This window comes from Rhodococcus sp. EPR-134 (assembly GCF_001647205.1).
GTDB lineage: Bacteria > Actinomycetota > Actinomycetes > Mycobacteriales > Mycobacteriaceae > Rhodococcus_F > Rhodococcus_F qingshengii.
Genome location: NZ_LVCT01000298.1, coordinates 1 through 12,781 on the forward strand (window position 1 = coordinate 1; position 12,781 = coordinate 12,781).

Sequence of the window (12,781 nt, forward strand, 5' to 3'; positions counted from 1 at the left end):
ACTGGTCGCGGGCGCGCTCCGCGAATTGACCGCCACGCTGATCGAGATCACCGATCGTTTCGAATCGATCGACACCTCGCTTGCCGACGACATGGCGGGTGGGCTCTGATGGGACTCGAGATTCCCGGCTGGTTACAGGCGGTTGCGTCGGTCGCGGTGGGCAGTGACTGGCCGCAAGGAGACGAAACGGCACTGTGGAGGTTGGGTGATGCCTGGTCAGGTGCGGCCGATCGGATCGAGGCTTCGGCCGCTGCCGGTGGTTACGGATTGCAGGCAGTACTGGCATCGATCGACGGTCGAGCCGGCGACTCGTTCTCTCGGTATTGGTCCGAGGCCGGGGGAGTTGCGGAGGTCTTCGAGCGGTTGTCCTCTGCCGCGGCCGAACTGGGTCAGTCATGCACCGATACCGGCACGGACATCGAGTACACCAAACTGTCGATCCTCGCGGCGCTGGGCGCACTGGCGCTCGAGATTGCCGCCATGGTGGCGGCTGCTGTCCCGACACTGGGTGTCAGTACCGCCGGGGTCGTGGCGGCTGAGGTCGCAACAACACTCACGGTCCGAATGTTGTTGCAGCAATTGTTGATACGAGTGATCGAGGCTGCGGCAGTGGAAGCTGCCGCTGCCATCTTCTCCGGCCTCGCCATTCAACTCGCGCAGATGACGATGGATCATCGCCAGTCGATCGACGGTGGCAAGGTCGTGACCGAGGGGCGCGACGGTTTCATCAAGGGACTTGCGAACGGAGGGTTGAAGACGACGCCGGATCGTGTCGGCCCTGACCCGAACCCGCTCCCGACCGGTTCGAGAGTGCAGGAGATCGCGCGGGGCGCCTTCGACGACGCGGTGTCGGGAGCGTCCGCTGCGATCGTGACGAAGGAAGTCACGGGCGGCGACGCCTCGTTGACTGACATCACTTCCGGCGCGATCGGTGGCGGGATCGGTTCCGTCAAAGACGGACTTGTCGCTCGCAACGAGGACCTGAATGCGGCCGGTCTGAGCCCGACTGCGCTGAACTGGGACTTCTGAGTGGAAAGTCTCGAATCGTGGGCTACCAGTGACACGGGGTAGCCCACGACCTGGCTACTGAGCGGGCTTGAGGACTAGCGAGATCGAGTTGATGCAGTACCGCTGATCGGTCGGCGTCGGGTACCCCTCACCCTCGAAGACGTGACCGAGGTGGCTGTGGCACTTCTTGCAGATGACCTCGACGCGGCGCATCCCGAGTGAGCTGTCTTCCTTCAGGATCACGGCATCCGAATCCGCCGGATCGAAGAAGGACGGCCACCCGCAGTGCGATTCGAACTTCTCGGTGCTGCGGAACAGTTCGGCTCCGCAGGCCCGGCAGGAGTAGACACCTTCCGTGGTGGTGTCGGTGTACTCGCCGACGAAGGGGCGTTCGGTGCCGGCTTGGCGCAGGACGGCGAACTCCTCCGGCGTCAGTTTTTCGCGCCACTCGCTCTCGGTGTACGTGACCTCAGGTGTGCTGTCGATGCCATCGTGTGAAGAACTCATGCCTCCACGCTAATGCTTTGTCGCCGTTTCGGCTTCGTGGGCAGGTGAGACGGTATCGAGTGGGGGATCGAGGAGGTACGCGGGATCGATTCCCCGATCCAAGCGGCCCTCTCGACGCGCGACCAGATACCGGTATCCGAGGACACAGAAGATCACGATCAGCAGAAGGCTCCAGCCGAGGGTGCTCTTGGTGTATTCGGCCGCCCGGCCGAAGGTCGGCCAGCGGTTCGACCACCAGCTGTCGAACGTCATGAAGCCGTAGACGGCGAGCCAGGCCGGCCAGTTCCGCATGACCGAGTTCTTGAGCACCACGGACATCAGGAGCGGGAGCAGCATCATCGAGTAGTACATCTGGCCGAGCGAGGGCAGCAGGAACGACGCGGTCATGATCACACCGGTCGCGGTGGTGAGGAAGAACAGTTCGTCGTTGCGGTAGTAGCGGTACAGAAGCCACAGAGAGACGACGACCATGGCGGCCAACACGACGCGCAAGAGCAGGATCAACCATTCGGGCAGACCGAAGTAAGCGCCGTTTCCGACAATCGAACTGTTGAAGTAGTCACGAGATTCGAGCAGGTACGGGACGGTGCGGCGGACGAAGTCCATCGGATCCGACGCCAGCGGCCATGCCACGACCGTGAGAATGAACGGGATGCCCAGGGCGGTGACGAACACCTTCCACTGACCGCGAACGAGTGGCAGCAGGAGCAGCGGCGCGAGCGTGGGTTTCACTGCGATGGTGAGACCGATCGCGGCGCCGGCCCACAGATCCTTCTTGCGCATCAGCAACAGGAGGAAGGCAACTTCGCCGAGCAGGACGAGGCCGTTGATGTTGGTGAACACCAACGTGTTGGTGACCGTCTCCGACATGAACGCGCCGAGCACCAGAATCGGCGCCGCGATGGAACTGATCGTCAGGTCGAACAAGCGCAACAGCAGGTAGAGAGCCACGAGAATGGCGACGGCATTGACACCGATGAACAGCCACCGTGAGCGCTCGGGATCGAGGATCGCCAGGGGTGCCATCAACAAGGAACCCGATGGTGGGTACAGGTAATGGGGGTCTACGGAGTTGAAATCTGCGGTGTAGACGTCGCGCCCGTTCCAGAACGCCAGCGCGGCGTTGTAGACCGGTCGGAAGTCATCGGTGATGGCGCCGTTGACTGCTGTGACGATGACACGATTGAGCACTGTCATCACGGCGATCGGCCACAAAACGAAGTTGACGACTTGTTGGGTTGTCCGCCCGGTACGCGGCTCGAGCTGTCGAAGGAACACTTCGGCACGGTACACCGGAGCAGGGTGTGATCGGGGGATGCACCCCTTTTCGGTCGTGGTGGACGAGCGCCCGAGTCAGGCCGGGCACACGCTTCCGTTACTGGGCAGGGAGGCGTCGCTGAGGTAGAGGCGCATCGCCTGTTGAGCGCAGGTGGATTGTGCCGCGGGGTGACCCGCACCTTGCCAGTCCAGAGTTGCGAAGCGCGATCCTGCATTGGTCACGACGCCGGTGACGGTCGAGAGTCCGGAGTTCCCGACGGCCGGGTCACCCTGACCGCTCAGCACGAGGACTGGGGGCTTCAACTGATTCGGCAGGGGGGAGTTGGCGGTCGACGGCCAGCTGGCGCACGCCAGCAACCCGAGCGCGGCTTCTCGCCCGAACACCGGATAGTTGGTGCCCCAGGTGTCCGCAAGCTCGCGCGCACGCCCGATGCCCGGCCATTGCATGCCGTCGGTGCACCGTCCGATGAACTGGCCGTCGCCGTCCACCTCGTTCTCCGCCCGGGCGGCGCGCTCTCGAATCGGCGAAGCGTTGCCGGTACCGAGCGCGGACAGAGCGTCGGACAGTGAGCGGGTCTCCTGCTCACGGTTGGTTCCGGCAGTCCACAGGCTGGCCGAAATCGCGTTCGACACCGCAGCGGCGGACAGCGGCTGGAATTCATCGGCTCGAGCGCGCTCCATCAAGTCCGTGACCGATTTCTTCGGATCAGGTCCGAGCGAGCACCTCAGCGCCACACATCGCTGAGCGAACGCGGTCAACGCGGCTTCCTCGCCCTGCACGCGACTCTCTGCCTCGGTGGCAGCGTCGGTGGCCACCGGAGCGGGAGAATCGAGGATCAACCTCGCGAGGTTGTTCGGGTGGGCCGCCGCATAGCTCAGCGCGATGTCCGAGCCGGACCCTGCCGACCACAGAGCGATGGTCTCGACGCCCCACCGTGTACGTAGAGCGTCGATGTCCTCGGCAGCGGAGTCGGCGCCGAACTTCAGTTCTTGAGGGTCGAGGTAGTCCGTGCAGGCAATGGTGGCGTCGTGACCGAGGGCCGCGACCGCATCGGCGGCGTCTCCGGTGGAATCCGCGTCGAACTGGCCCAGATCGTGAAGGCCGCGCCGAATTTCCGGCGTCATGCAGTCGATTGCGGTGGACCTGTCGATTCCGCGTCGATCGAGGGCAACCACGGGATGTTCGGCGAGAACCGTGTTCAAGCCGGATGCGGCGAGCATGGCCAGAGAGTTTCCCGACGAACGATCGGTGCCCGATGTGAACACGATCGGATACGCGTCGGCAGGCGTCGACGAGGTCCGAGCGCGGGTCAAGCCGGCAGTGAAGTTGCCGTCGATGGCGCCGGTCACGTCGATGGGGGCATTGAATTCCGCGCATTCGAGAATGACGCCGGCGCTCGACGCCGCGAGAGCCTGGTCGGCGAGTGACGTGCCGGTGCAGTCTCGCCACGGTATGTCATCGGTCGGGACGCCAGGGTCAACCGGCGGCGCATCGGGCGACGGTCCCTCGCTCTGGGCAGGGCTGCCGTCGGTGCGGCCTTCGACCGCGACGGCGGGCCGAAGCGACGGACCGGCGCCGCACGCACAACACGTCGCGAGGACGACGGCCATCAAAGCAACTCTGCGCATGCCGACCAGAGTGCCAGGTTCACCGACGTGGCTGCTGACGAACCCATCGAGTGAGGATCGTGCCGTCCGTATCACCGAGAATGTGCGCGGGACGCATGGCTGTGGGCATTGCGTTGGGGGAGAGTGAGATTCGGCCGACTTTGCTCCCCACCAGTTGAGGTGACGTGGTGATGCAGAGTTCGTCGACGGCATTGTCCTCGATCAACTGCCCGAAAAGTGACGGTCCGCCCTCGCACAGCACGCGACGGAGCTTGCGAGCCGACAAGGCCCTGTCGATGTCGCCGCTGGTGACGTTCGGTGAGTCCGTCACCTCCACCTGCGCTCCGGCAGATCTCAGCGCCGAAATTGCCGCGGAGTCCGCGTCGCGACCGACAACAAGGATCGGTGGAACTTCGGTATCGCGAAGGAGTCGGCTTTCGGGGTCGATCGACGCGTGCGCCGAGACGACGAGGATCGGTGGGACCGGAGCGAGGCCGTCGGCAGTGCGACGCGCCCGGGCTTCGTCCGAGACCTGCACACCCCCGTAGTTCTCGGCTCGCGCTGTGCCTGCGCCGACCACGACGACGTCACAAAGTTCGCGCAAGATCCCGAATACCGACTTGTCTGCCGGTGTGCCCAGTCCACCGCTCACTCCGTCGACGGCGACGCACCCGTCGATGCTGGAAACGAAGTTCACGCGCATCCAGGGTTGCGAGAGGTTCTCCGGATAGGCGTACAAGCCGCGGAGTTCGTCGTCGTGGCCTGGTGTGAAGTAGGTCGCAATATCCATACGGTGCACATGAGAGATCACATCACGTAGATACCCTTGACGGATGCATGAACGTCTTGTCGATCGCAGCCCGGTGGTACCCGCCGATCAACTGGTAGCTCAAATGGTGCCTCCCGCAATGTTCGACGAGGTGAGTTTTGCGTCCTACATTCCTGATCCGAAGGAACCGAGCCAGGCAGCTGCTGTCGCCAAGGCCGAGGAATTCTCCAAGCGCGTCACCAAGATCCGTAGTGGTGGACGCCGCGGACTGTTCGGCAAGAAGACCCAGGCGACCGGCGCCGGCCTGTACCTCGACGGCGGGTTCGGTGTCGGTAAGACTCACTTGCTGGCGTCGATCTTCCACAGCGTTCCGTCGCCGAAGGCTTTCGGAACCTTCGTCGAGCTGACACACGTCGTCGGCGCTCTCGGCTTCAACAAAGCGGTCGAAGCGCTCGCCGACCACAGCGTTCTCTGCATCGACGAGTTCGAGCTCGACGATCCGGGCGACACCATGCTCGTCTCTCGCCTCCTTTCGGAGCTTTCCGCGCGCGGCGTGTCCATCGTCGCGACGTCGAACACGCTTCCCGGCCAGCTCGGGGAGGGTCGCTTCGCGGCTCAGGACTTCCTGCGTGAGATCAAGAAGCTCGGCTCGATCTTCGAGACGATTCGCGTCGACGGCCCCGACTACCGTCACCGCGATCTCCCGCCCGCACCCGAGCCCATCTCCTCGGAGGAGTTGGTTTCTCGGGCCGACGCCATCGACGGCGCCACGCTCGACAACTTCGACGAGCTGTGCAAGCACCTCAGCACCCTGCACCCGTCGCGGTACAACAAGCTGGTCGAGGGTGTGAAGGCCGTGTTCATCGACGGTGTCCACCCGGCAACGGATCAGTCCGTTGCACTGCGCATCGTGGTTCTCGCCGACCGCCTGTACGACGCGAGCATCCCGGTCACCGTTTCCGGCGCACGCCTCGACGAGATCTTCACTCCCGAGATGCTCGCCGGTGGGTACAAGAAGAAGTACTTGCGCGCGACCTCGCGTCTGCTCGCACTTTCTCGTTTCGAGGTCGCGGCCGGCTAGTCTGCACGCCTGTCAGCTGACGGGGCGCTCCATCACGAAATCGTGGTGGAGTTGTGCGCCCACGAGGAAAGTCTTCGTGCCGACCTGTGTGAAACCGTGCTTTGCGTAGAACTTCTGGGCGCGCAGGTTCTCCTGATTGACGCCCAGCCAGATCCCGGCACTTCCGCTGCGTCGTGCGTGGTCGACAACCGCGTCCATCAAGGATGCTGCCGCGCCGGTTCCGTGGTTACCCGGAAGCACGTACAACTTGCTGAGTTCCGTTGTCGGGCGAAGTGTCACAGCAGCTTTGACGTCCGGGTCGGCGGGCTCGTCGTCGACAAGCATCGCGTAGCCGACGATCGAACCGTCGCGAATGACCTTGAGAACGGTTCGTGTCGGATCGGTCAGGTACTCGGAGAACTTGTCGACGGAGAGAACGTTGTCGATGAAGGCACTGATGTCGTCGTCGGATGCGTCCGGCGGACACGCCAGTGGAAATGTCACCGCTGCCACGTCGGCTATTGCTTCGGAATCCCAGATCCCGGCCCGGTCAACGGTGATCGTCACGTCAGTTTCTGCCTCTCGTGCACACAATTCGGTCGATCAAGTACACCACTTTCCTCGGGCGCAATGCTCAAGCGGCGTTCTCGGCGACCGGAGTTGTGGCTCGTTTCGGTGCGAACGCGGGAGCAAGAACTATCAAGATCGCGCAGAACGCCAGCGGAATCAGGAACCCGATTCGAAGGTCACTGAAGGCAGCGACCGCGCCGACGATGCCGCCGCCGACGACTGTGCCGACGTAGTTGAAGAGGTTGATGCGTGCGATCACCGCATCGACCTGATCCGGGGGAGCCATCCTGCCGGCAGCGCTGAAGCAGATCGGAGCGATCACCGGTACCCCGAGCCCGACGATGAGGAACCCGGCGATGGCAACGGCGGGAGATTGCGCGAGGACGACAACTGTCATACCGACTACGCCGATGAGAGAGCCGATCCGCACGACGGTGGTCTCACCGAATTTCCCGACCCAGTAGTCCCCGGTCAGTCGTGCGACAAGTGCCGCGATCTGATACGCCGCCACGGAAAGGGCAGCGGTCCCGGCGTCGGCGAGCAGTTCGTCCTTGACGTACAGAGTCGACCAGTTTCCGACGCTGAAGTCGACCGCGTAGAACAATGCCATCGCGACGCCGAGGAGGACGAAGGCGCGGGTGGGTACCGCGAATTTTGCGGTGCTCGTGATGTTTGCCTCGGCAACCGGAGACTCGGACCGATCGAGCAGTTGCGGGCCGAAGGCCAGAAGCATCAGTCCGACAACAACTCCAGCGATCACCTGCGTGACGCGGATCGAAATGTCGAGGCCTGCGGTAGCAGAGATGAACAGGGCGCCGACAATCGCTCCGACGCTCCAGGAAGCATGGAACGAGGAGAGGATGAAGCGGCCCTTGGCGTGTTGGATCGAGACTGCCTGCATGTTGGCGGCCGCGTCGACCATGCCGAGTCCGATGCCGTAGATCGCCAGGAAGACGAAGAACATCGCTGCGTTGGGCGCAATTCCGGTTGCCCCGCCGAAGACTGCGATGACGGCGAGCCCAGTTCGCAGGGTCATCTTGCTCGACGTTCTCACGGCCAGCATCTCGGCGAGCACGCTGCCGAGCCCGGCGATGACGGACACGGTGACAACCGCAACCACAACCAGTGTCTCGCTCAGCTCGAACAAGTCCTTGTACTGCGGCAGCTGCGTCAGAATGGCGGCGAGCAGAAATCCTTGAAGTCCGAAGGCCACCGAAGTGGCGATCCGAGCCCTCGTCAGGGTGCGGGTGTTATCCGTCATCAAGCAGGGCCTTTGTCTCGTTCGTTCGGTTAGGCCGAACGGTACTGGATCTTGATACTGGTCGAGTGTCCAACAAAGCTGCGTGTTTTGCACGGTTCTTTGATTAACTGACCGACATGACTCGGCAGCCGACACCAGAATTTCCGACTTCCTTCGTCTGGGGAACCGCCACTGCGGCCTATCAAATCGAAGGAGCTGTGGCCGAAGACGGTCGCGGACCGTCGATCTGGGACGAGTTCTGTGACCGTCCCGGTGTTGTCGTCGGGGGCGACACCGGGACGGTCGCTGCCGATCATTATCACCGCTGGGAGTCGGACATCGAGCTGATGAATCAGCTCGGGCTCGACGCTTATCGGCTGTCTCTGTCGTGGTCGCGCATTCTGCCCACCGGATCGGGGGCAGTGAATGCGAAGGGGCTCGACTTCTACGACCGCCTGATCGACCGACTGTGTTCGGCGGGAATTACTGCCGCTGTCACGCTCTTTCACTGGGATCTGCCCCTTGCCTTGCAGGAGCAGGGCGGCTGGATGAACCGCGACACCTCGTATCGGCTGGGGGAGTATGCGCAGGTCGTCGGCGAGCGGCTGTCGGATCGGGTCGGAATGTGGATGCCGCTCAACGAACCAGTTGTGCACACGCTTTACGGGCATGCCCTCGGAGTTCACGCCCCCGGACTGGCCTTGGGGTTCGAGGCTTTCCAAGCCGCACATCACCAGCTGCTCGGGCATGGCCTCGCTGTCGAAGCGCTTCGGGCAACCGGATGCACGAACATCGGAATCGCCTCGAACCATGCTCCGGTGCGTGCCGCTTCGGATTCGCCGGAAGACGTGATGGCTGCCGACATCTACGACCACGTCGTCAATTGGATGTTCGCCGACCCGGTTCTGGTCGGGAAGTACCCGGCCGACGAATTCGCTCAGCTGCTCAGCGGTCCTGTCGACGAGGACTTGAAAATCATCGGGGCGCCGCTCGACTGGTACGGGATCAACTACTACGAGCCGACGATGATTGCTGCTCCGGTGGAAGGCCAGGGGACCGAAGGTGTGCTCGAAGTCGACCTGCCCCCGGGCCTGCCCTTTGCCCCTGTCGCGATTACCGGTTATCCCACAACCGATTTCGGTTGGCCGATCGTTCCCGAGGGGCTGGGCGAGATCTTGCGGACGTTCCACGCCCGCTTCGGTGACGCACTGCCGCCGATCTACATCACCGAAAGCGGATGTTCATTCCACGACGCCCCGGATGCCGCAGGCGTCGTCGACGACGAAGCACGAATCGACTACCACGATGCGCACCTTCGCGCCCTCCGATCGGCAATGGACGACGGTGTCGACGTCCGCGGTTATTTTGTGTGGTCACTTCTCGACAACTTCGAATGGGCTGCGGGATACAAGGAGCGTTTCGGCCTGGTGCACGTCGATTTCGACACCCAGAAGCGCACACCGAAGACCTCGTTCGAGTGGTATCGCGCCCTGATCGCCGAGCACAAAGCGGCTCAGGTCTGACCTGTGCGGAGGCGGTCTGGGTTGCATTCTCGAACCGGGCCGCCTAGCCTCGTCTCTCATGAAGCGAATTCTCGTAGTAAGCCGCCGTAGCGGGGTCTGAATCGGACCGACCCCTCGCTGCGGGTCGTCTTGCTACCAGTTGGTCCTCCACTTCATTCCAGGAAGACCACGATCATGACTTACAACTTCGCTTTCGCTTCTGATTCTTCTTCTGCTGCTGATCCCTTCGCGGCGCGTCACGGCAAATCTCTGCCCGCCGGCTTGCGTGCCGAATGCTCAGCGATGTCGTGGACCGAGTTCGAGTCCACGTATGCGGCTATGAGCGGCCCGATCCGTCTGGGTGCGTGGTCCTCCGAGAAGATTGCGCCGGGTCGTTGGACCTTCGAAGCGACTCTCGGTCTGGGGGAGCGTATCCAGAAAGCGTCCGCCACCTCGACCGGCGCGATCTCGGCCATGACGTCGATGCTGCACGACGCGGGAATCTCGCTCGAGATCCTGTCTTTCCATCAGCACCAGATCGGCCACCGCACTGCGACGTTCATCTTCACCGAGTGCGACGGCCGTCGGAGCTGGGCGATGGGTATTGCGGAGTCGTCGACGGAGTCCTCGCTGCGCGCGATGACTTCGGCAGCGAACCGCTTCTCTCACTGAGCAGTTACAACAATCTGATCAGCTACATCAACCGCAGTACTGACGTGGATTCCCGAGGGGGCTTGCGTCAGTACTGCGGCCCGTGTGTTCGGCGCTCGAACGCAAAAAGCCGGAACCCTGAGGTTCCGGCTTCTTGCATTCTCAAATGGTGCGCGATACTGGGATTGAACCAGTGACCTCTTCCGTGTCAGGGAAGCGCTCTCCCGCTGAGCTAATCGCGCGGGTTCTGGAGAAAAATGGAGCGGACGACGGGATTCGAACCCGCGACCCCAACCTTGGCAAGGTTGTGCGCTACCAGCTGCGCCACGTCCGCATGAGCAATGAACTCCGTTACCGGAACTCAGTACTTTTCTAACTTATCAGACCTGCAAGCAGGTCTTGACCATCAGGCCCTAGGGCCTGACGTGGTGCGCGATACTGGGATTGAACCAGTGACCTCTTCCGTGTCAGGGAAGCGCTCTCCCGCTGAGCTAATCGCGCGAGGTGGAGACGGGAATCGAACCCGTGTGCACGGCTTTGCAGGCCGTTGCCTCACCACTCGGCCACTCCACCGTAAAAGGTTGAGTCACACCTCTCGAGCGGACGACGGGATTCGAACCCGCGACCCCAACCTTGGCAAGGTTGTGCGCTACCAGCTGCGCCACGTCCGCATCGCACCGTGTTGCTTGGGGAGCTGCTCGCTCTCCTCGGTGCGTTGGAAACATTAGCCGACCGTGTCGGATACACACAAATCACCAGCTCAGTGGCGTGTTCGGAGTCGAATCGGCCCGTTGCGCGCGTTGCAACTGTCCGTCTTGGCGATGAATACGGTCTGAAATCAGCTCGAATTCGTAGATTTCGGGGTCGCCTGGAGCAAAACGAATGCCAACCTGGTGATTCGTATTCATCGCGCAGCCGTGTTAATGTTCCAACTCGTTCGAGCGCATGCGTTCGGATGACTTACGGTCCCGTGGCTCAGTGGGAGAGCGTCCGCTTCACACGCGGAAGGTCGCTGGTTCGATCCCAGCCGGGACCACAGAAAAACACTGAAGGCGTTCCCGATCATCGGGGACGCCTTCAGTCGTTTGAGAGCACAGCTGGTCGAGGGCACAGCTGGTCGAGGGCACGGCTATTTCGGGATGCAGACCGTCGTCGCAGGTCGCCGGGCGACGATTTCGGTAGCCTGGTCGAAGAGACATTTCGCGACCGAAAAGGTGACTGCTTTGAGTACCGAAAAGGTCGATTCTTCCGTCGACGATTCAGACCTGTCCGTCTTCCAGGACGCAGAGTCCCGCTGGGAGCGGTGGCGCGCGGGAATCGCCGCGCGGCCCACCCTCAATCTTGCGTACCGCATCGGCGTCGGAGTCGTGGGCACGATCGTGTTCGCCGCCGGCATCGTGGCTATTCCGTACCCCGGGCCCGGTTGGCTCATCGTTTTCGCCGGCCTCGGCATCCTGGCGTCGGAGTTCGCGTGGGCACATCGACTCCTTCATTTCGCGAAGGCTCGATACGACCGGTTCATGGAATGGTTCGGCAAGCAGTCGCTGTTCGTCAAAGGGTTGGGCGTTCTGTTCACCACAGTGATCGTCCTGGCGACTTTGTGGGTGCTCGGCACTTTCGGCCTGATCGGGACATGGGTGGGCCTGGACTACTCGTGGCTCGAGTCGCCGCTGTGAGTTGAACGCGGCCCGGTTTCCTTCACTCGGTTGTCTCACCATGTCGGTAGGGCCGATAACATGATCGTGCGCGTGCTCGCAGTGGGTACGACGCCTGTCTAACTTGTCGCAATACCTTTAGGAGCACATCGCCGTGACCAGTCCCGCGCCAGAGCACTCAGCCGCCCCACTTCGGGTGCCCGCGGGGACGACCGCCGGGACTGCAGTGCGCGAAGCCGGATACCCCACGAAGGGGCCCGACGTGATCGTCGTTGTCCGCGATGGCGAGGGAACGCTCAAGGATCTGTCGTGGACACCTGAGGTCGATGTCGACGTCGAGCCGGTGGCAGCATCCACCGAGGACGGCCGCAGCGTCATCCGGCACTCCGCGGCCCACGTCCTCGCGCAGGCGGTTCAGAAAGAATTCCCCGACGCGAAGCTCGGCATCGGTCCGCCGATCAAGGACGGCTTCTACTACGACTTCGCGGTGGACCGCCCGTTCACTCCGGAGGATCTGGCCAAGCTCGAAAAGCGTATGAAGCAGATCATCAAGGGATCACAGCGCTTTTCGCGTCGAGTCGTCGATTCGATCGAGGACGCTCGGGTCGAGTTGGCCGACGAGCCCTTCAAGCTCGAATTGATCGACGACAAGTCCGGTATCGACGATCCCGAGATCATGGAGGTGGGCGGCAACGAGCTGACCATCTACGACAATCTCGATCCTCGTACCGGCGACAAGATCTGGTCCGATCTGTGCCGCGGCCCGCACATTCCGACCACCAAGCACATCCCGGCCTTCAAGTTGACCCGAAGCTCCGCCGCCTACTGGCGTGGCAACCAGGACAACGCCGATCTTCAGCGTGTCTACGGCACCGCGTGGGAGTCCACCGAGGCTCAGGACGAATACCTCGAACTGCTCGCCGAGGCCGAGCG

At 62.6% G+C, this 12,781-nt stretch carries 11 protein-coding genes, 6 tRNA genes and 1 pseudogene; 7 read left to right on the forward strand and 11 right to left on the reverse strand.

All coding sequences use genetic code 11. The features are described from left to right. Positions 1-108 precede the first annotated feature (108 nt). Positions 109-1,029, forward strand: a complete 921-nt coding sequence (locus tag A2J01_RS13585; protein ID WP_064112892.1) for a WXG100-like domain-containing protein — start codon at positions 109-111, stop codon at positions 1,027-1,029. A 54-nt stretch (positions 1,030-1,083) separates the two neighbouring features. Here the strand turns inward: A2J01_RS13585 and msrB are convergent, their stop codons facing one another. The 4 genes from msrB to A2J01_RS13605 are packed head-to-tail and all read right to left on the reverse strand — an operon-like array spanning position 1,084 to position 5,191. Beyond that, positions 1,084-1,515, reverse strand: a complete 432-nt coding sequence (msrB, locus tag A2J01_RS13590) for a peptide-methionine (R)-S-oxide reductase MsrB (RefSeq protein WP_003942631.1) — start codon at positions 1,513-1,515, stop codon at positions 1,084-1,086. Between the two features lie 9 nt (positions 1,516-1,524). Beyond that, positions 1,525-2,808 carry a glycosyltransferase family 87 protein gene (locus A2J01_RS13595; RefSeq protein ID WP_042449935.1) on the reverse strand — a complete coding sequence of 428 codons (1,284 nt, stop codon included), beginning with the start codon at positions 2,806-2,808 and terminating at the stop codon, positions 1,525-1,527. A 60-nt stretch (positions 2,809-2,868) separates the two neighbouring features. Next, positions 2,869-4,422 (reverse strand): alpha/beta fold hydrolase, encoded by a 1,554-nt coding sequence (locus A2J01_RS13600; RefSeq protein WP_042919915.1) that lies wholly within the window; start codon positions 4,420-4,422, stop codon positions 2,869-2,871. Between the two features lie 19 nt (positions 4,423-4,441). Further along, complete coding sequence (locus A2J01_RS13605) at positions 4,442-5,191, reverse strand: pyrimidine reductase family protein (protein ID WP_042919913.1); 750 nt, start codon at positions 5,189-5,191, stop codon at positions 4,442-4,444. A gap of 43 nt (positions 5,192-5,234) precedes the next feature. On the opposite strand from A2J01_RS13605, the gene zapE reads away from it, so the two are divergent. After that, positions 5,235-6,251, forward strand: a complete 1,017-nt coding sequence (gene zapE, locus A2J01_RS13610; protein ID WP_003942629.1) for a cell division protein ZapE — start codon at positions 5,235-5,237, stop codon at positions 6,249-6,251. A gap of 12 nt (positions 6,252-6,263) precedes the next feature. Here the strand turns inward: zapE and A2J01_RS13615 are convergent, their stop codons facing one another. Together A2J01_RS13615 and A2J01_RS13620 are read right to left on the reverse strand one after the other, a co-directional pair. Further along, the gene (locus tag A2J01_RS13615) at positions 6,264-6,797 is read right to left on the reverse strand and encodes a GNAT family N-acetyltransferase (RefSeq protein WP_003942603.1); all 534 of its coding nucleotides are present in this window, start codon (positions 6,795-6,797) and stop codon (positions 6,264-6,266) included. 67 nt (positions 6,798-6,864) lie between these two features. Beyond that, positions 6,865-8,061: an MFS transporter gene (locus A2J01_RS13620; protein WP_007732911.1), complete on the reverse strand. Its 1,197-nt coding sequence runs from the start codon at positions 8,059-8,061 to the stop codon at positions 6,865-6,867. Between the two features lie 116 nt (positions 8,062-8,177). Between A2J01_RS13620 and A2J01_RS13625 the strand changes: the two genes are divergently transcribed. Both A2J01_RS13625 and A2J01_RS13630 read left to right on the forward strand, forming a co-directional pair. Continuing rightward, positions 8,178-9,563, forward strand: coding sequence for a GH1 family beta-glucosidase (locus A2J01_RS13625; protein WP_003942640.1), 1,386 nt, complete (start codon positions 8,178-8,180; stop codon positions 9,561-9,563). A 174-nt stretch (positions 9,564-9,737) separates the two neighbouring features. Continuing rightward, complete coding sequence (locus A2J01_RS13630; protein ID WP_003942597.1) at positions 9,738-10,214, forward strand: alpha-isopropylmalate synthase regulatory domain-containing protein; 477 nt, start codon at positions 9,738-9,740, stop codon at positions 10,212-10,214. 146 nt (positions 10,215-10,360) lie between these two features. Here A2J01_RS13630 and A2J01_RS13635 read toward each other — a convergent pair. The 5 genes from A2J01_RS13635 to A2J01_RS13655 form a co-directional block, all read right to left on the reverse strand. After that, positions 10,361-10,435 (reverse strand) — tRNA-Val (locus A2J01_RS13635). Positions 10,436-10,451: 16 nt separating this feature from the next. Beyond that, positions 10,452-10,527, reverse strand: a tRNA-Gly gene (locus tag A2J01_RS13640). 92 nt (positions 10,528-10,619) lie between these two features. Next, a tRNA-Val gene (locus A2J01_RS13645) sits at positions 10,620-10,694 on the reverse strand. A 1-nt stretch (position 10,695) separates the two neighbouring features. Next, positions 10,696-10,766, reverse strand: a tRNA-Cys gene (locus A2J01_RS13650). A gap of 25 nt (positions 10,767-10,791) precedes the next feature. After that, a tRNA-Gly gene (locus A2J01_RS13655) sits at positions 10,792-10,864 on the reverse strand. A 293-nt stretch (positions 10,865-11,157) separates the two neighbouring features. On the opposite strand from A2J01_RS13655, the gene A2J01_RS13660 reads away from it, so the two are divergent. The 3 genes and pseudogenes from A2J01_RS13660 to thrS form a co-directional block, all read left to right on the forward strand. After that, positions 11,158-11,229, forward strand: a tRNA-Val gene (locus A2J01_RS13660). 187 nt (positions 11,230-11,416) lie between these two features. Next, complete coding sequence (locus A2J01_RS13665; protein ID WP_030536868.1) at positions 11,417-11,869, forward strand: TIGR02611 family protein; 453 nt, start codon at positions 11,417-11,419, stop codon at positions 11,867-11,869. 133 nt (positions 11,870-12,002) lie between these two features. Continuing rightward, positions 12,003-12,781: pseudogene (thrS, locus tag A2J01_RS13670) on the forward strand (threonine--tRNA ligase); the annotation flags it as partial.